The organism is Stenotrophomonas sp. Sm6012 (assembly GCF_030985895.1).
Classification (GTDB): domain Bacteria; phylum Pseudomonadota; class Gammaproteobacteria; order Xanthomonadales; family Xanthomonadaceae; genus Stenotrophomonas; species Stenotrophomonas forensis.
This window is the reverse complement of sequence record NZ_JAPTFX010000017.1, coordinates 26,826-44,894: the sequence shown is the minus strand read 5'-3', so window position 1 is coordinate 44,894 and position 18,069 is coordinate 26,826. Positions and strand designations below refer to the sequence as shown.

The 18,069-nt window shown below is 67.7% G+C and carries 11 protein-coding genes; 5 read left to right on the top strand and 6 right to left on the bottom strand.

The window, feature by feature from the left end; all coding sequences use genetic code 11:
• Positions 1 to 79: 79 nt before the first annotated feature.
• The 4 genes from O0J73_RS05335 to O0J73_RS05320 form a co-directional block, all read right to left on the bottom strand.
• The gene (locus O0J73_RS05335; RefSeq protein WP_049457082.1) at positions 80 to 820 is read right to left on the bottom strand and encodes an MgtC/SapB family protein; all 741 of its coding nucleotides are present in this window, start codon (positions 818 to 820) and stop codon (positions 80 to 82) included.
• Positions 821 to 850: 30 nt separating this feature from the next.
• On the bottom strand, positions 851 to 3,610 hold the full coding sequence (mgtA, locus tag O0J73_RS05330) for a magnesium-translocating P-type ATPase (RefSeq protein WP_308308174.1): 2,760 nt from the start codon (positions 3,608 to 3,610) through the stop codon (positions 851 to 853).
• Positions 3,611 to 3,673: 63 nt separating this feature from the next.
• Positions 3,674 to 3,973 carry a hypothetical protein gene (locus O0J73_RS05325; RefSeq protein ID WP_006447714.1) on the bottom strand — a complete coding sequence of 100 codons (300 nt, stop codon included), beginning with the start codon at positions 3,971 to 3,973 and terminating at the stop codon, positions 3,674 to 3,676.
• A 321-nt stretch (positions 3,974 to 4,294) separates the two neighbouring features.
• Positions 4,295 to 4,600: a hypothetical protein gene (locus O0J73_RS05320; RefSeq protein ID WP_197563224.1), complete on the bottom strand. Its 306-nt coding sequence runs from the start codon at positions 4,598 to 4,600 to the stop codon at positions 4,295 to 4,297.
• Between the two features lie 248 nt (positions 4,601 to 4,848).
• Between O0J73_RS05320 and O0J73_RS05315 the strand changes: the two genes are divergently transcribed.
• The 4 genes from O0J73_RS05315 to O0J73_RS05300 are packed head-to-tail and all read left to right on the top strand — an operon-like array spanning position 4,849 to position 11,181.
• Positions 4,849 to 6,027 (top strand): efflux RND transporter periplasmic adaptor subunit, encoded by a 1,179-nt coding sequence (locus O0J73_RS05315; protein WP_308308173.1) that lies wholly within the window; start codon positions 4,849 to 4,851, stop codon positions 6,025 to 6,027.
• Positions 6,024 to 9,137, top strand: coding sequence for a multidrug efflux RND transporter permease subunit (locus O0J73_RS05310; protein ID WP_308308172.1), 3,114 nt, complete (start codon positions 6,024 to 6,026; stop codon positions 9,135 to 9,137). The genes O0J73_RS05315 and O0J73_RS05310 overlap by 4 nt, the downstream gene beginning before the upstream one ends.
• Positions 9,134 to 9,823 (top strand): heavy metal response regulator transcription factor, encoded by a 690-nt coding sequence (locus tag O0J73_RS05305; RefSeq protein WP_014037326.1) that lies wholly within the window; start codon positions 9,134 to 9,136, stop codon positions 9,821 to 9,823. The genes O0J73_RS05310 and O0J73_RS05305 overlap by 4 nt, the downstream gene beginning before the upstream one ends.
• Positions 9,820 to 11,181: a heavy metal sensor histidine kinase gene (locus O0J73_RS05300; protein ID WP_006447642.1), complete on the top strand. Its 1,362-nt coding sequence runs from the start codon at positions 9,820 to 9,822 to the stop codon at positions 11,179 to 11,181. Before O0J73_RS05305 ends, O0J73_RS05300 begins: the two co-directional genes overlap by 4 nt.
• A 9-nt stretch (positions 11,182 to 11,190) precedes the next feature.
• Here the strand turns inward: O0J73_RS05300 and pip are convergent, their stop codons facing one another.
• Positions 11,191 to 12,150, bottom strand: coding sequence for a prolyl aminopeptidase (gene pip, locus O0J73_RS05295; RefSeq protein WP_308308171.1), 960 nt, complete (start codon positions 12,148 to 12,150; stop codon positions 11,191 to 11,193).
• Between the two features lie 133 nt (positions 12,151 to 12,283).
• Here pip and O0J73_RS05290 point away from each other — a divergent pair, with 133 nt between their 5' ends.
• The gene (locus O0J73_RS05290) at positions 12,284 to 15,694 is read left to right on the top strand and encodes an ATP-binding protein (RefSeq protein WP_308308170.1); all 3,411 of its coding nucleotides are present in this window, start codon (positions 12,284 to 12,286) and stop codon (positions 15,692 to 15,694) included.
• Between the two features lie 105 nt (positions 15,695 to 15,799).
• Here O0J73_RS05290 and O0J73_RS05285 read toward each other — a convergent pair whose 3' ends face one another.
• Positions 15,800 to 17,935 carry a TonB-dependent siderophore receptor gene (locus tag O0J73_RS05285; RefSeq protein ID WP_308308175.1) on the bottom strand — a complete coding sequence of 712 codons (2,136 nt, stop codon included), beginning with the start codon at positions 17,933 to 17,935 and terminating at the stop codon, positions 15,800 to 15,802.
• Positions 17,936 to 18,069: the final 134 nt, after the last annotated feature.

Sequence of the window (18,069 nt, the reverse complement as noted above, 5' to 3'; positions counted from 1 at the left end):
GTGCCGACCAAGGTCGGCACCCACCAGGGCGGTGAACGGTGTTGCCAGCGTCCATGAGGTTGCCGGCCAGCGGCCGGCACTACTCCTCCAGGCTGGCGTTCCAGAACCCCTGCAGTACACCAGGCGTGGTCGCCAGCGTTGCCAGCACGGCATCCAGTTCACCGGCATCGACCGTAGTGGCATACAGCACTGCTTCGATCTCCACATCGCGCTCGCCAAACGGCCGCTGGTCCACCGCGCGTACCGGGTACTGCGCCTGCTCCAGCAGCAGCAACAGCTGGTCGAGCACGTCGGCCTGCTGCTCGCGCTGGCAGACCACGTTGATTGCATAGGTCGCCTCGCTGAAGGCTTCCGGCAGCGGCTGCCGCTGGATGCGGTTCACCACTGGCCGCAACAGCGTGTTGGCGGCCAGCACGAAGATCGCGGCCATCACTGCTTCCGGCAGCAGCTTGATGCCGGCGCACGCGCCCACCGCCGCCGAGCCCCACAGGGTGGCGGCGGTGTTCAGGCCGGATACCTGCGCGCCGTCCTTCATGATCGCGCCGGCACCGAGGAAGCCGACGCCGGAAATCACATAGGCCACCACATGCAGCGGCGACGGCGGCCCGCCGTACAGGTCATGGAAGCGCACGGCCAGGTCGACGAACACCGCCGCGCCTACCGCCACCAGCGTGTTGGTACGCAGCCCTGCGGTGCGCTGGCGCAGTTGCCGTTCCAGGCCGATGGCCGTTCCCAGTACGAAGGCCACCGTCAGGCTGATCAGCGAGCTCAGGGTGGCGCCGGCGTTGAACGCCGGCAGGTTCGGGTTGATGTCGAGCATCCAGTTCTCCCTGGACAAGGCGACCGGCGCTTACTGCCAGCCGTAGCGACGGATGTAGAACTTCTTCAGTGCGGTGGTCAGCACGGCATAGCCGAACAGGATCGCCACCAGGAACGGCCAGTAGCCGGCCGGCAGGGCCTGCAGCTTGAAGTAGCCGGCCAGCGGGCTCATCGGCAGGGCCACGCCGATGGCCATGATCAGGCCGGTCATCAGCAGCAGCGGCGGCGCGGCGATGCTCTGCAGGAACGGCACCTTCGGCGTGCGGATCATGTGCACGATCAGGGTCTGGGTCAGCAGGCCGACCACGAACCAGCCGGACTGGAACAGGCTCTGGTCGGCCACGGTGCGCGCGTCGAACACGTACCACATCAGGGCGAAGCAGGTCAGGTCGAAGATCGAGCTGATCGGCCCGAAGAACACCATGAAGCGGCCGATGTCCGCCGGGTTCCACTTCAGCGGCTTGCGTACCAGTTCCTCGTCCACGTTGTCGAACGGAATGGCGATCTGCGAGATGTCGTACAGCAGGTTCTGCACCAGCAGCTGCAGCGGCAGCATCGGCAGGAACGGCAGGAAGGCCGACGCCACCAGCACCGAAAACACGTTGCCGAAGTTGGAACTGGCGGTCATGCGGATGTACTTGAGCATGTTGTTGAAGGTGCGCCGGCCCTGGATGACGCCTTCCTCCAGCACCATCAGGTTCTTCTCCAGCAGGATGATGTCGGCGGCCTCCTTGGCGATGTCCACCGCGCTGTCCACGCTGATGCCGATGTCGGCCGCACGCAGCGCGGGCGCGTCGTTGATGCCGTCGCCGAGGAAGCCGACCACCTTGCCCTGTGCGCGCAGCTCGCGCACCAGGCGCTCCTTGTGCAGCGGCGTCAGCCGGGCGAACACGCGATGGTGGTGCAGGGCCCGCGACAGCGCGCCGTCATCCATGCGCTCGATCTGCGGGCCGGTCAGGATCGTGTCCGCGTCCAGCCCGACCTGGGCGCAGACGCGGGCGGTGACCAGTTCGTTGTCGCCGGTGAATACCTTCACCTCCACGCCATGCGCGGCCAGCGCCTGCAGTGCCTGCGCGGCGGACTCCTTCGGCGGGTCGAGGAAGGCCACGTAGCCGACCAGGGTCAGGTCGCACTCATCGGCCTGCGAGTACGCGGTCTGGCTGGCTGCGGTTTCCTTCATTGCCACCGCCACCACGCGCAGGCCCTGTTCGTTCAGTTCCTCGGTGGTCTGCCGCACGCGTGCCAGGCGGCGCTCGTCCAACGGCATGTCGTGGCCGTTCTCGCGCACGGTGCTGCATACCGCCAGCATCTCTTCCACTGCGCCCTTGCAGATCAGCTCGTGATGATCCTCGCGCTCGGACACCACCACCGACATGCGGCGCCGCTCGAAGTCGAACGGGATTTCGTCCACCTTGTGGTAGTCCTGCGACAGCCGCAGCGAGCTCTGCAGCTCCACGTGCTCCAGCACCGCGCGGTCGAGCAGGTTGATCAGCCCGGTCTGGAAATGGCTGTTGAGGTAGGCGAAGGCCAGCACGTCCTCCGAATCGTGACCGAACACGTCGGTATGGCGTTCCAGTGCGATCTTGTCCTGGGTGAGGGTGCCGGTCTTGTCGGTGCACAGCACCTCCATCGCGCCGAAGTTCTGGATCGCATCCAGGCGCTTGACGATCACCTTGCGCCGCGACAGCAGCACCGCACCCTTGGCCAGCGTGGAGGTAACGATCATCGGCAGCATTTCCGGGGTCAGCCCCACTGCCACCGACAGTGCGAACAGGAACGCCTCGGTCCAGTCGCCCTTGGTCCAGCCGTTGATCAACAACACGAACGGCACCATCACCAGCGCGAAGCGGATCAGCAGCCAGCTGACGCTGTTGACGCCGGCCTGGAATGCGGTGGGCGCACGGTCGGTGGCGGTGCTGCGCTGGGCCAGGGTGCCGAAGTAGGTGCGGTTGCCGGTGGCCAGTACGATGGCGGTGGCGGTGCCGGACACCACGTTGGTGCCCATGAACAGCAGGTTGTGCTGCTCCAGAAGGCCGGCCAGGCCATCGCCCGGGTACGCGAACTTCTCCACCGGCAGCGATTCACCGGTCATCGCCGCCTGCGCCACGAACAGATCCTTGGCGGTCAGCACGCGGCAGTCCGCCGGAATCATGTCGCCGGCTGACAGTACGATGTGGTCGCCGGGCACCAGCTCACGGATCGGCAGGTCCAGCAGGCGCGCCGGGCGGCGGCTGTGCAGGTGTGCACCGAAGTACTGGTCGGCCACGTCGGCGGCCTCGGTACCCGGATTGCGGCGCAGCACCCGCGCCGTGTTGCCGACCAGGGCCTTCAGGCGTTCGGCCGCACGGTTGGAGCGGCCCTCCTGCACGAAGCGGATCAGCGTGGACAGCAGCACCATCGCGCCGATCACGATGGTCGCCTTGAGGTCCTCGGTCAGCCAGGACACCGCCGCCAGCACGGTCAGCAGCAGGTTGAACGGATTGCGGTAGCACTGCCACAGGTGGCGCCACCACGGCAGCGGCTTTTCGTGATCAACCTCGTTGGGGCCGAGCGTGGCCAGTCGCTCCCCGGCTTCGTGCGGGCTGAGGCCATCGGCATGCGAATCCAGCGTGGCCAGCAGCTCGGCTTCCGGCTGCTGGGCCAGGGTGACCAGGCCAGTGGTAAGCGCGAACGGCGCCGCTTCGGCACTGCCCGGGCTGAAGCCGGCCTCGGGCATCGCACGGCGGCGGAACAGGTTGCCTGCGCGACGGCTGCGCAGGAAGGCGTTGAACCAGGCGTTGAGCAGGCTCATGGGACTCTCCTCGAATGTCAGAGCCGGCCGGGGCCGGAACACGAACGGAACGGATGGAACTGGTCAGGCGTGGCGCATCGCCAGCACTGCCGGCGACCACGGCTGCATGTGCAGGCGCTGGCTGCCGCCGATGCACAGCGGCTTCATCGCATCGCGCAGGGGGTAGGGCAGGTGGCGCAGCACGTTGATGCGCTCGCTGATCGGCAGCAGCGACAGCGCGTCGGCCACCACGCGTGGCGAGCCGAGCGACAACGAACGGGCGAACATGACCGGGCCGTGCTGCAGCAGCTGGCTGCGCAGGGCGGCAACATCGCGCTCACCGATCAGGCGGCGCAGGGTGATGTAGAGGATCTTGTAGGACATGGGGGCGATCTCCAGGCAGGCGGCACCTGGCGATCCCCCGTCACTCAGGCAGGCAGGGACCGGCGGGCAGGCGCCAGGAACAGGCAACAGGCAGGCATCCGGGGCGCGTCGCGCCCGGCAGGGTCGGGGTCCATCTGCGTCTCCATGAGGGGAGGGTGCCGGCCAGGCTTGCCCTGGCCAGTGGCGCTATTGTCCGCCCCTGAATGGGGCAGTCCTAGAGGCTCGTGGGTTAGCCCGGCTATACCTTGGTATAGCCGTGGGCGGGAGAGCGGGCGCGGCCAACACGGCCAGGCGCGCGCACAGGCGCGCCGGCGCCGGGAATCAATGCGCGGCCGCAGGCGCGGTCTGCTTGCAGACGTCGTATTCGCCGCGGCTCAGTTTCTGGTCGCGGTCGGTATCGCAGGTGTGCAGGCGCTCGGCCCAGTCCGGTGCGACCGCATCCACTTCGGCCAGGGTGACGATGCCGTCCTTGTCCTTGTCGAGGGATTCATAGGCGGGCAGCAGCTTCACTTCGGTGACGTCTTCGGCGGCAGTGGCCTTGCTGGCCTCCTGCGGTTTGGAGCAGGCGCCCAGCAGCAGGGTGCTGGCAATCACGAGGGCAGCGGGGAGGAAGCGGAAACCGGTCATGGCGTACTCCTGAGGGTGTGGGATCGCCAGCGTGGCGCTCATGGCCGGATCATCGGCACCGCTCCGTAAGGGAGGCGCGAAGAAGGCCGGTGGTCGCGCACGTGGGTGGGCCATCGTTCACGCGACGCGCGATGGCCGTGCAGCTGACGGAATTGTCAGGCGGGCGACAGGCAGGCGCCGGAGGCCACCGGTAAGGATGGCATCAGGCCCGCGCAGCCCCCGCGCCGGCACCGGTATGGACTCCCCGCATGCGAATTCCCTTCCTGTCCGCGCAAATGCGTCGCCGCCACCTTGCACTGGGTGCGCTGTTGCTGGTGGTGCTGTCGCTGGTGATGCTGTTCCATGGCGTGTCGCGGGGTGACGCGCAGCCGGCCAGCACCCCGCCACCGGTGCCGGTGGTCACCGGCCGCGTCGAGCAGCGCGACGTGGCGCACTGGCGCAGCGGCGTAGGCACGGTGCAGTCGCTGCAGAGCGCGGTGCTGCGGCCCCAGGTCGATGGCGTGCTTACCGAGGTGCTGTTCGAGGAAGGCCAGAAGGTGCGCAAGGGACAGCTGCTGGCACGCATCGATGATCGCGCGATCCGCGCCGATCTGGGTGGCGCGCAGGCCGCAGTGGTGCGGGACCGCGCCACGCTGGATGCCGCGCGCTCGGACCTGGCCCGCCTGCAGCACCTGTCCAGCGACCAGCTGGTCTCCCGGCAGATGCTTGAACAGCAGGCCGCGACGGTACAGCAGCTGCAGGCGACCGGGCACGGCAACCAGGCGGCGGTGGACGCCGCACAGGTGCAGCTGTCGTACACCCGCATCCTGGCGCCGATGGACGGCCGCATCGGCCTGCGCCAGGTCGATCCAGGCAATCTGGTGCGGGCCACCGACACGCAGGGACTGGTCACCGTGCAGCAGACCGACCCGATCTCGGTGGTGTTCGCGCTGCCACAGGATGCGTTGCCGCAGCTGCGGCAGGCATTGGCCTCTGGTGAAGTGGCGGTACAGGCGCTCGACCGCGACGGCGGCCAGCTGCTGGCCGAAGGCCGCCTGCAGGTGATCGACAACCAGGTGGAGGAAACCTCCGGTACCGTGCGCCTGCGTGCGCGTTTCGGCAATGCCGATGACCGGTTGTGGCCCGGCCAGCTGGTCAGCGTGCGTGTGCGCACCGGCCAAAGCACCGGCGCCCTGGTGGTGCCTGCGGCAGCCATCCAGCGCGGCGTGGACGGCAGCTTCGTCTATCGCGTGCTCGGCGACGGCAGCGTGGAAGTCCTGCCGGTCAGCGTCGGCGAGGCCGAGAACGGGCAGGTGGCGGTGCAGGGCGAACTGCGCGTGGGCGATGTGATCGTGCGCGATGGCCAGTCGCGCCTGCGCCCGGGTGTGATCGTCGCTGAAGCCGCCGCACCGGGCGTACCGGCTGCCAAGGGCGGGGCCGCCCCATGAGTGCGCGTGTCTCGCTGTCCAGCTGGTTTGTCAGGCACCCGGTGGCGACCACGCTGCTCACCCTGGCGGTGGTGCTGCTCGGCGTGGCTGCACTGCCACGGCTGCCGGTGGCGCCGCTGCCGGAGGCCGAATTCCCGACCATCCGGGTCAATGCCAGTCTGCCCGGGGCCAGTGCCGACACCATGGCGTCGGCGGTTGCCACGCCGCTGGAAACGCAGCTGACCGGCGTGCCAGGCATCATCGAGATGACCTCCACCAGTGCGCTGGGCAGCACCTCGATCACGCTGCAGTTCGATCTGGAGAAGGACATCGATACCGCCGCACAGGAAGTGCAGGCGGCGATCAATGCCGCCGCCGGGCGCCTGCCCAGCGATCTGCCGAACCTGCCGACCTGGCGCAAGGTCAATCCGGCCGACAGCCCGATCCTGGTGCTCAGCGTGGTGTCGGCGCAGATGTCGATGACCGAGCTGAGCGATCTGGCCGAAAGCCGGCTGGCGCGCTCGATCAGCCAGATCAGTGGCGTGTCCGAGGTCAACATCGTCGGCCAGCAGCGCCCGGCCATCCGCATCCAGGCCCAGCCGGAGCGGCTGGCGGCGATGGGCATGACCCTGTCCGACCTGCGCGGGGTGGCCCAGAACGCCAGCCTCAACCAGGCCAAGGGTGCGCTGATGGGCGAGCAGCGTACATCCACCTTTGAAGCCAACGACCAGTTGTTCGATGCGCAGGACTACCGGCAGCTGGTGGTGGCCTACCGCGCGGGCTCGCCGGTGACCCTGGGCGACGTCGCGCAGGTGGTCGACGGTGCCGAGAACGCCTACGTGCAGGCATGGCCGAACGGGCAGCCGGGCGTGGGCCTGATCATCAGCCGGCAGCCGGGCGCCAACATCGTGCGCACCACTGACGCAGTGCTGGCCGCACTGCCGGAGCTGCGTGCGAACCTGCCGGCCAGCGTCGATGTGGACGTGCTCAACGACCGCACGCGCACCATCCGCGCCTCGCTGCACGAAGTGGAAGTGACCCTGGTGCTGACCATCGTGCTGGTGGTGCTGGTGATGGGCCTGTTCCTGCGCCAGCTGTCGGCCACGCTCATCGTCGGCGCGGTGCTGGTGGTGGCGCTGGTGGCCACCTTCGCCGCCATGTATGTGGCCGGCTTCAGCCTCAACAACCTCACCCTGGTGGCACTGGTGGTGGCGGTCGGCTTCGTGGTGGACGATGCCATCGTGGTGGTGGAGAACATCCATCGTCATCGGGAGGCCGGATTGGGACCGATCGAGGCCGCCCTGAAAGGAGCCGAGGAGATTGGTTTCACCGTGGTCTCGATCAGCCTGTCATTGATCGCAGCGTTCATCCCGCTGCTGTTCATGGGCGGCGTGGTCGGGCGCCTGTTCGCCGAGTTCGCGCTGACCATCACCGTGGCTATCCTGATCTCCATCGTGGCCTCGCTGACACTGGCACCGATGATGGCCGCGCACCTGATGAAGCGCATGCCGGCGCACCGGGACAGCCAGGACACACTGGCCGGGCGCCTGCTGGCCGGCTACGACCGCAGCCTGCAATGGGCGCTGGGCCATCCGCGGCTGATACTGCTCGGCTTCGGCACCACCGTGGCGGTGGCCGTGGCGTCGTACGTGATGATTCCCAAGGGCTTCTTCCCGCTGCAGGACACCGCGTTCGTCATTGCCACCACCGAAGCGGCGCAGGACATCGGCTTCGAGGACATGGCGGCCAAGCACCAGCAGCTGGCCAAGATCGCCGCCGAAGACCCGGCGCTGCTGGCCTACAACCATGCGGTGGGCGCGACCGGTGGCAGCCAGACCCTGTCCAACGGACGCTTCTGGTTCATCCTCAAGGACCGTGGCGACCGCGACGTGGACGTGCACGCCTTCATCGACCGCCTGCGCGCGAAGATGGCCAGCGTGCCCGGCATCACCGTGTACATGCGCGCCGCGCAGGACATCAACCTCGGTGCCGGGCCGTCGCGCACCCAGTACCAGTACGCCCTGCGCGGGCAGGACAGCCGCGAACTGTCGCGCTGGGCCGAACAGCTGACCACGCGCCTGCGCGGCCTGCCCCAGCTGCGCGACGTGTCCAACGACCAGCAGGTCGGCGCCAGTGTCACCCGGCTGCAGATCGACCGCACCGCCGCAGCGCGCTTCGGCCTGACCGCCAACGATATCGACCAGGTCCTCTACGACGCCTTCGGCCAGCGCCAGATCAACGAATTCCAGACCGACACCAACCAGTACCGGGTGATCCTGGAAATCGCACCGGGCCTGCTCGGCCAGGTCGATGCGCTGTCCTACTTCCACCTGCGCTCGCCGCTGACCGGGCAGATGGTGCCGTTGTCGGCGGTGGCGCAGGTGCAGCCGCCGGGCAACGGCCCGCTGTCGATCAGCCACAATGGCATGCTGCCGGCGGTGAACCTGTCGTTCAACCTGGCGCCGGGGATCTCGCTGGGCGAGGCGGTCACCCTGGTCGGGCAGGCACAGGCGCAGATCGGCATGCCTGCCAGCATCAGCGGCCGATTCCAGGGCACCGCACAAGCGTTCCAGGAGTCGCTGGCCAGCCAGCTGATGCTGATCCTGGCCGCATTGCTGGCGGTCTACATCATCCTCGGCGTGCTTTACGAGAGCTTCGTGCACCCGCTCACCATCCTGTCCACCCTGCCTTCGGCCGGTATCGGTGCGGTGCTGATGCTGTGGCTGTGGGGCCTGGACTTCTCGATCATGGCGCTGATCGGCATCGTGCTGCTGATCGGCATCGTCAAGAAGAACGGCATCCTGATGGTCGACTTCGCCCTCGATGCGCAACGCAATCGTGGATTGGCACCCATGCAGGCGATCCACGAAGCCTGCCTGACCCGTTTCCGACCGATCATGATGACCACGCTGGCGGCACTGCTCGGAGCCATCCCGCTGATGATCGGCTTCGGTACCGGCTCGGAACTGCGCCAGCCGCTGGGCGTGGCGGTGGTGGGTGGCCTGCTGATCAGCCAGGTGCTGACCCTGTACAGTACCCCGGTGATCTACCTGGCCCTGGACCGGCTGTTCCTGCAGCGCCGACGTGAGCGCAGGGCAGCGGCAGGCGCCGCGCTGACGGAGCCCGGATGAAACTGCTGATCGTCGAGGATGAGAGCAAGACCGCCCACTACCTGCGCACCGGCCTGGGCGAGCAGGGGTGGGCGGTGGACCTGGCCGCCGACGGCGTGACCGGCCTGCACCTGGCCCGCGAATTCGACTACGACGTGATCGTGCTGGACGTGATGCTGCCAGGCATGGACGGCTTCAACGTGCTGCGCGAACTGCGTCGCAGCAAGCAGACCCCGGTGATCATGCTGACCGCGCGTGACCGCGTGGATGATCGCGTGCATGGGCTGGGGCAGGGCGCCGACGACTATCTGGTCAAGCCGTTCTCGTTCATCGAACTGCTGGCGCGGCTGCAGGCGCTGGTGCGGCGCGGACGCCAGCAGGAGCCGACCGAACTCCAGGTGGGCGACCTGCAGGTCAACCTGCTGGCCCGGCGTGCCTATCGTGACGGCGCGCGACTGGACCTGACCGGCAAGGAATTCGCGCTTCTGGCGTTGCTGGCGCAGCGACGCGGCCAGATCCTGTCCAAGACGGTGATCGCCGCCCAGGTCTGGGACATCAACTTCGACAGCAATACCAACGTGGTGGAAGTGGCGATCAAGCGGCTGCGCAGCAAGCTCGATGGCCCATACCCCAGCAAGCTGCTGCACACCGTGCGCGGCATGGGCTACGTGCTGGAAGTGCGTGACGACGAGGACGACGGTCGATGAGGATGTCGATTGCGCAGCGCCTGTCGGCGATGTTCGCGTTGGCCGCGCTGCTGGTGTTCACCCTGCTGGGCATCGGCGTGTACGGCGTGCTGGAGCGGCAGGTGGTGCGCTACCAGCATGCCGAGCTGCAGACCAAGCTGCATGCGGTCAGCGGCAGCGTGGCGATGTGCGATACCCGTGAACGCTGGAGCAAGGTGCGCGACAAGGTCGGCAACCTGATCTCCGGCGACCGCGACACGCTGGTCTGGGCCTGGAGTGACGATCCGACCTTCCGCATCGGGGCGGAGCGTCCTTCGGTGCGGCCACCGGCCAAGGGCGATGCGGGGATGGGGACGCTGCAGCGGGCAGGCGGGCATCCATTGCGCACCCTGTACGAGCACGTGCCCGGCAAGGGGGTGCGGCCGGCGGTGGACCTGTGGATCGGCATCGATTCGGAGCCGTACACCCACGCTTTGCAGCGCTTTGCGTGGGCGCTGTGGATCGCCGGCGCGCTGGGCGTGCTGCTGGTGGCCGGGCTTGGCTACTGGATCGCGCGCCTGGGGCTGGCACCGCTGCGCGCGCTTTCGAACGAGGCGCGCTCGCTCAGTCCACAGCGGCTGTCGCAACGCCTTGCGGCTGATGGCCTGCCGGCGGAACTGGGCCATCTGACCGGCGCCTTCAATGGTGCGCTGGACCGGCTGGAAGCAGCCTACACCCGCCTGGACGGCTTCAATGCCGACGTTGCCCACGAGCTGCGCACGCCGCTGGCCAACCTGATGGGCCAGACCCAGGTGGCGCTGTCACGGCCACGCGACAACGCCGAGCTGCAGGAGGTGATGCAGTCCAACCTGGAAGAACTGGAACGGCTGCGTGCCATCGTCAACGACATGTTGTTCCTGTCGCGTGCCGGGCAGGGTGACATCGCCATGGAGACCCGTCAGGTTGCGCTGGCCGAGGAAGTGGCGGCCGCAGGCGACTTCCTCGAGCTGTTGTTCGAGGATGCCGGGTTGACCCTGCACATCGAGGGCGACGCCACCGCCCGCATCGACCCGTCGCTGTTCCGGCGCGCATTGACCAACCTGCTGCACAACGCCGTGCAGCATGCGCGGCCCGGAAGCGAGGTGCGCGTGCAGCTGCAGGCCGAAGGCGAGGGCGCGCGCATCGCGGTAATGAACGAGGGCGCCGGCATCGCTGCCGAGCACCTGCCGTTGCTGTTCGAGCGCTTCTACCGCGTGGACCAGGCCCGTGAGTACCGGGGCGAACGCCACCACGGCCTCGGCCTGTCGATCGTCAAGGCCATCGCCATGCTGCATGGCGGCGACGTGTTCGTGGCCAGCCGCAATGGGCTGACCACGGTGGGGTTCACGGTGATGTGCTGAGGCTGTGGCTCAGCTGCGCTGGCCGTACTGGTCGGCAAACGCATCGGTGGCCCGCACCAGCGCGTCGACCGTGGCCGGCTCGTTCGCACTGTGGCCCGAGGTCACCATTTCCAGGCGTGCTTCCGGCCATGCCTTGGCCAGGTCCCAGGCGCTGCGCGGTGGGCAGATGATGTCGTAGCGGCCCTGTACGATCACGCCGGGCAGATGGCGGATGCGGTCGATATCGCGAAGCAGCTGGTTGGCTTCAAGGAAGATGCCGTTACGGAAGTAGTGCGCCTCGATACGCGCCTTCGCCAGCGTGTCCAGCGGGTCATCGGTGGATACGGCATCCACATCGTGCTGCAGGGTAGCGGCGTTGTCCTCCCAACCCAGCCAGGCCTGTGCCGCTTCGATGCGGGTGGCCTCATCGGCGCTGTCCAGGCGCGTCCAGTAGGCCGCGATCATGTCGGCGCGCTCGCCCTCTGGAATATAGGCCTCGTAGCGGTCCCAGCGTTCGGGGAAGATCCATCGCGCACCGCCGCTGGCCTCTGCGAACCAGCGGTTTTCGATCTCGCGGCCGAGGAACACGCCGCGCACGATCAGGCCGGTCGCACGCGCGGGATGCGCCTGCGCATAGGCCAGCGACAGCGTCGAGCCCCACGAGCCGCCGTAGACCAGCCAGCGTTCGATGCCCAGATGCTCACGCACCTTCTCGATGTCGGCCACCAGCGCCTGCGTGGTGTTGTCGCGCAGCTCGCCGAACGGCGTGGAGCGCCCGCTGCCACGCTGGTCGATCAGCACGATGCGGTAGCGCGCCGGGTCGAAGAAGCGGCGATGGGTAGGCGAAATGCCGGCGCCCGGTCCGCCATGCAGGTACACCACCGGTATTCCGTCTGGCGTGCCGCACTCCTCGATGTGCAGGGTGTGCAGATCGCTCACCGCAAGGGTGAACTCGCGGTAGGGCTCGATGGCCGGGTACAGGGTACGCATGACGGGTGTCTCACAAACAGGGCCTGCAAGCATACCTCCCGCCGTGGCAGCTGGCGTTGGCCCCAGCCTGCCTTGCAGGCGCCGGGTGGGCCGATAGGATAAATTGTAGGCCACTCACCTGGGGATCACGGTCATGGCGGGCTCAGACGTAGTGCATGGCCCCGCCAGGCAGGCGGCGGCTGCGCGCCTGGACGACCTGCGCCAGCTGCGCCGCCGATTGCTGTACGGGGGCGGCGCGCTGATCTGCGCACTGGTAGTGCTGACCGCCCTGGTCAGTGCCATCGCCGATGTCGAGGAGTTCCACGCGCGGGAGAGGCATTCCTTCAACGAGGCGCGTGCCGCCGCCGAATACTACCTGCTGCAGCGTGATCGCGCCTATGCCACCTCCATCAACGGTAATGATGTGCTGTGGCGTGACCAGCGGGCCGGACTGGCCGCTTCCGGTGCCGCACTGGCCGCCCGCTTCCACGCGCAGGGCGAGGAAGTGCTGGTTCGCGCCGAAGGACGTACTGCGGTGCCCTGGCTGGTGCTGGGGCTGAAGGACAAGCCGCTGCCGGAACAGGAACTGGCCGCGTACCTGGGCATGGTGGACATCTATTCGGCCTACACCGCCGATTCGATCACTTCACAGAATGCTCCCGGGCCATTGCTGGTCTATGCCTACGAGCCGCAGGGACGGCTGCTGGCGGTGTCCAACATCGGCGGTGAATCCCAGTTGCTGCGCGCACTGGGTGTAACGACCCGCCAGCAGGCCTTTGCGCGGCTGCTGGGTGAGGAAGCGCGGTTCCGCCAGGCAACCGTGCGTCCCGGGCCCATCCGTGAAGCCGCGCGCGAGGGGCGCCTGATGTCGCGCTATGGCATCAATCCGTTCACCGGTCAGCCGTCGCTGATCGGCATGGTCACCCTGGCCGAAGGCACCACTCCGTACTTCCGGCGCGTGGTGTTTGAATCTGTGGGCAACATCAAGGCTCAGCTGGAAACGCGCGAGCAGGGTCGCTACCTGGTCAGCACGGCAGAGCGGCAGGTGGTGCTCAGTGCCGGTGGCCTGTCCAACCGGGAGCAGGATCTGTTGATGAGGCTCGCGCCAAGCGACACGGCGCGCGCAGGGGGACAGCCGCCGCGCCGGTACAGCCAGGGGTCGTTCGTACTGGCCAGCGGGCTGCCAGGCGTCGAGTGGACCCTGAGCCATGTGTACGGCTGGTCCGATATCTGGCGCAGCCAGGGCGCCTACCTGCTGGCCCGTGCGCTCAGTGCGCTGCTGATCATCAGTCTGCTGTGGTGGCTGCTGCGGCGCATCGACCGGCGTGTGTTCACCCCGGCGCTGGCCGATGCTTCGCGGGTGTACGAGAGTGAGGCGCTGAGCCGGGTCATCATCGGGACGGCACCGGTCGGGCTGGTCCTGCTGGCCAGGGACAGCGGTGAGCCGCTGTTGCAGAACGACGCTGCGCGTCAATTGGTTGAGACCGTACGCACGGCCGGCGAAGTCGCGTCGCCGCCACTGTACCTGCGCCTTGCCGAAGTGGGCCGCAATGCCAGCATTGATGAAGTGCTGGAACTGCAGTGGGCTCCCGCCGAATCGGGCACCGCCACCCAGCTTCAGATCAGCATGGCGCAGGCCATCTATTACGAGCAGCCGGTGTGGGTCTGCGCCCTGCGCGATGTCACCGCCCAGGTAGAGCTGGAAGACAACCTGCGCCGCGCTCGTGAGGATTCCGAGGCGGCACGCCAGTCCGCCGAAGCGGCCAACCGGGCGAAGTCCGCCTTCGTGGCCACCATGAGCCACGAGATCCGCACGCCGCTCAATGGCGTGCTGGGCCATCTGGAACTGCTGGCCCGTTCGCCGCTGCAGCCAGGCCAGCGCAAGCGGTTGGACCGCATCCGGTTCTCGGCCGACGCGCTGATGCGCATCATCAGTGACGTGCTGGACTTCTCCAAGATCGAGGCGGGCCAGTTGGATGTGGAGCGTGTGCCGTTCGCGCTGCGCCCGCTGATCGAAGGCGTGGCGCTGCTGTTCGCGCCCGACGCGCTGCGCAAGGGCGTTCGCCTGTACTTCACCGTGGACGCGGCGGCCGACCAGCTGTGCGTGGGCGATGCACACCGCATCCGCCAGATCCTCACCAACCTAGTGGGCAACGCGGTCAAGTTCACCGAGTCCGGGCGCATCCTGTTGCGGGCGGAGATGCCGAGTGGGGCAGAGCATGGTGCGCAACTGCGCGTGCAGGTCATCGACTCCGGCATCGGCATGAGCCCGGAACAGACCGCGCAACTGTTCCAGCCGTTCCAGCAGGCCGACGCGAGTGTTTCGCGCCGCTACGGCGGCAGTGGGCTTGGTCTGGCGCTGTGCCAGCAGATCGCCCAGGCCATGGGCGGGCAGGTGTCGGTGGAAAGCACCGAAGGGGTTGGCAGCAGCTTCACCCTGCGGCTGCCAATGCAGGTGCAGGCATTGCAGCCACCGCCCACGCAGCCGCTGCTTGGCCGGCGGGTGACGGTGCTGTCGAGCACGCCCGAATGGCGCGCCGAGATGGAGCGCCTGCTGGTCGCCTGGGGGGCGAGCGCCACGGTGCTAGATCGGCCACAGAATGACGACGAGGGCGGCGACGCGTTGCTGATCGTGGGCGACCACCGCGCATGGAGCATTGACGAGGAACAGCAGTTGATGCGGGGCTACGCGCGCACCGTGCATGCCCATGCGCAGGGCCCGCTCAGCGTGGAAACCCGCGGCGACCGCATCGAAGTCAGCAGCTACGCCAGCGAGGCCGTGCTTGAGGCGCTGGCACCCGGCGAAAGCGCGGGTGGCCACGTGGCGGTTGTGAAGCCTGTGCTGGCGACGGCCGCCCGCGGGCGCGTACTGCTGGTGGAGGACAACGCGGTGAACCGCGAGCTGATCCAGCAGCAGCTGGAGGAAATCGGTTTCGCCGTGGACGCTGTCGGCAATGGTGCGGAGGCGTTGGAACTGTGGAAGGACGGTCACTACCGTGCGGTGCTGACCGACATCAATATGCCGGTGATGGATGGCTATGCTCTGGCTCGTGACCTGCGTCGGCGCGGCCAGTCGCTGCCGATCCTGGCGATCACCGCCACGGCGCTGGCCAGTGAACGTGAGCGCTGCCTTGCTGCTGGCATCGATGACCTGTTGTTGAAGCCTTTCAACCTGGCCCGGCTTGAGGCGGCCCTGGCCCGCACCAACGGCCCAGCGGGCCACGCACGCGGCCAGCAGCGGAAGGCGGCGCCCGCTGCGGTGCCGGTGCCTCGCGACATTCCCGCAGGCATCCGCCGGATTTTTGTTGATACTGGCGACCAGGATCTTCAGGCCATCCTCGATGCACGCGCCAACGGGGACACTGCAGCGATTCTGGAGCGTGTGCACGGATTCAAGGGGGCATTGCAGATGATGGGCGAGCAGGCGCTGGCCGAGCAGTGCGGCGAGATCGAGAGTGTGTTGCGCCAAGGTGCGAGCGCCAGCGATGGGGCGTTGGATGCACTACAGCTGGCTCTCAGCGCCCGCCTGGAGGACTATCGCCGCGATCTGGACGCATCCTTGTAAGATGCAGCGGTGAGGGCATGGCGTATTGATGCCGGTGGCCAGTCACGAATCGGAGCCGAGCATGGCTCGGCTCCACGGTAGATCCACGCCATGCGTGGATGCCTTTCAGAAATCCATCGTCGCCGATAGCAACACGGTCCGCGGCGCGCCCAGCGCCAGGCTCGACAACAACGGCATGCCCCAGTACGCCTTGTTGGTCACGTTGTTCACGCTGGCCCGCAACGCCAGCGGGCGGCCGGCCAGCGTGGTGCTGTAGCGCGCACCCACGTCGAACAAGGTACGTCCGGGAACCGACAGGCGGTTGTCGGCACTGATGTACTGCTTCGACATCGCCGTGGCGTTGCCGGTCAGGGTCAAGCCCTCCAACGCCGGCACATCCCATTCCACCCCCAGCTTGGCCTGGCGCTGTGCCACCGCCGTAGCGATGCGGCCTTCATTCACGCCGCCTGCGGTGCGGGTCAACTTGGGTTGCACGTAGGCCACGCCACCCATCAGGCGCACGCCATCCAGCGGTGCGCCAAAGAAGCCCCATTCCACGCCCCGGTTCCGCTGCTCGCCGCCGAACGAGAAGATGTTCGTGACCGGGTCGGTGTAGCTGCTTGGCCGCTTGATCTCATACACGGCGAAGGTGTGCGCGAAGCGGCCCAGGTCCAGCTTCAGGCCCAGCTCTTTCTGCTTGGTGCGGAACGGCGCGAACACATCGCCGGCATTGGCGGCGGTCATCGGCGCGGTGGCACCCTGGCTCAGGCCCTCGATGTAGTTGGTGTAGACCGAGACCGTGTCGGTGGCCTTCAGCAGCAGGGCGAACGCCGGGGTGGTGGCACTCTCGTCGTAGCGCGAGGTGCGCGCACCGGTGGTCACGCTGAAGGTTTCGCTCAGCACCTGCTGGCGGCGCACGCCCACGGTCAGCTGCACGCGGTCACCGGCGAAGGACAGCGTATCGGCGAAGCCGATGCTGTCCAGCTTCAGCTCGGTGTGCGAGATGTGCGGTGCCACGAACGGCGCCGCCGGGCCCCACACCGGGTGGTACAGGTTGGTGGTCCAGTCCCAGCCGGGCACGCTGCGGCGGCCATAGTCGTTCTGTGTGTGCTGGTAGTGGGTCACGTTGGCAGCCCACTGGTGGCCGACGCTGCCGGTGTGGAAGCGGCCACGCAGGCCGGCATCACCGGACTGCTTCTTGATGTCGAACGCGAGCTGGCCGATCACCGTGGTGAAGTCGCCGGCCGGGTTCAGCACCTGCGCGCTGATCGAACCGTTGTAGCGGTAGTCGGTCTTGCTGGTGCCATAGGCCAGGTAGGCCATCAGGTTGTCATTGATGTCCAGCTCGCCGCGCAGCATTGCGCCCTTGTCCCGGCTGTCGACGTAGGCCCAGTCCGGGTTGATCAGGGTATCGCCACGCGGCGGCCGCGGAATGGCCACGCCCGGCGCCAGGCCGACGCCACGGGCCGGGCCATCGACGCGGTCATCGGCGCTGTACAGATCGGCGGAAATGCGGGCGCGCTCGCCGTGCCAGTCCAGTGCCAGCGCCCCCAGCTGCACCTTCTTGCTCTGCTTGCCCATAGCGCCGTCGCCATCACGGTAGGCACCATTGAAGCGGATGCCGAACTGCTTGTCGGCACCCAGCCGGCGGCCGATATCCACGTGCGTGCCGAACTGCGCATCGGAAGCGAAGTTGGCGCTGACCCGCAGCAGCGGCTGCTCGCCCGCGCGCTTGGGCACCAGGTTGACGCTGCCGCCAACCGAGCCGCCCGGCGGCATGCCGTTGAGCAGTGCGGACGGGCCCTTCAGCACCTCGATGCGCTCGAACATCTCCGGCGAGGTGCGGTAGTACGGCGCCATGCCGCTGAGCCCGTTGAACGTGGTGTCGCTGGTGCTGGAGGCAAAGCCGCGTATCGAATAGTTCTCGCTCCACGAACCGGTCACGCCGTTGCTGAACACCGTGGGGTCGGTCGCAGCGATGACGTCGGTCAGGTCCTTGGCCTGGCGGTCGCGGATGAAGGCCTCGGTATAGCTGACGGTGCTGAACGGCGTGTCCATGAAGTCCTTGTCGCCGAGCAGGCCGACGCGGTTGCCGGAGGCGACCTGTCCGCCGGCATAGTCGCCGGTCACCCGGCGCTGTTCCTGCACCTGCACCGAGGGCAGGGTGGACGGCGCCGAGTCGGCCAGCGCAGCGAACGAGGCCAGCAGGCCCAGCGCCAGGGCCGACACGCGGTAGCGCCGGGCACCGCCCGGCGGATGCATCGGCACGCGGGGACCACCCACGGCCGGACGAAGGATCGAAGAGCGAACGAACTGCACGGTCATGCCAGATTCCTGTGAATCGCAGGTGCGAACGCGCCTGGCGCGCTGCCATCGGCAAGCACGGGGAGAGGGCG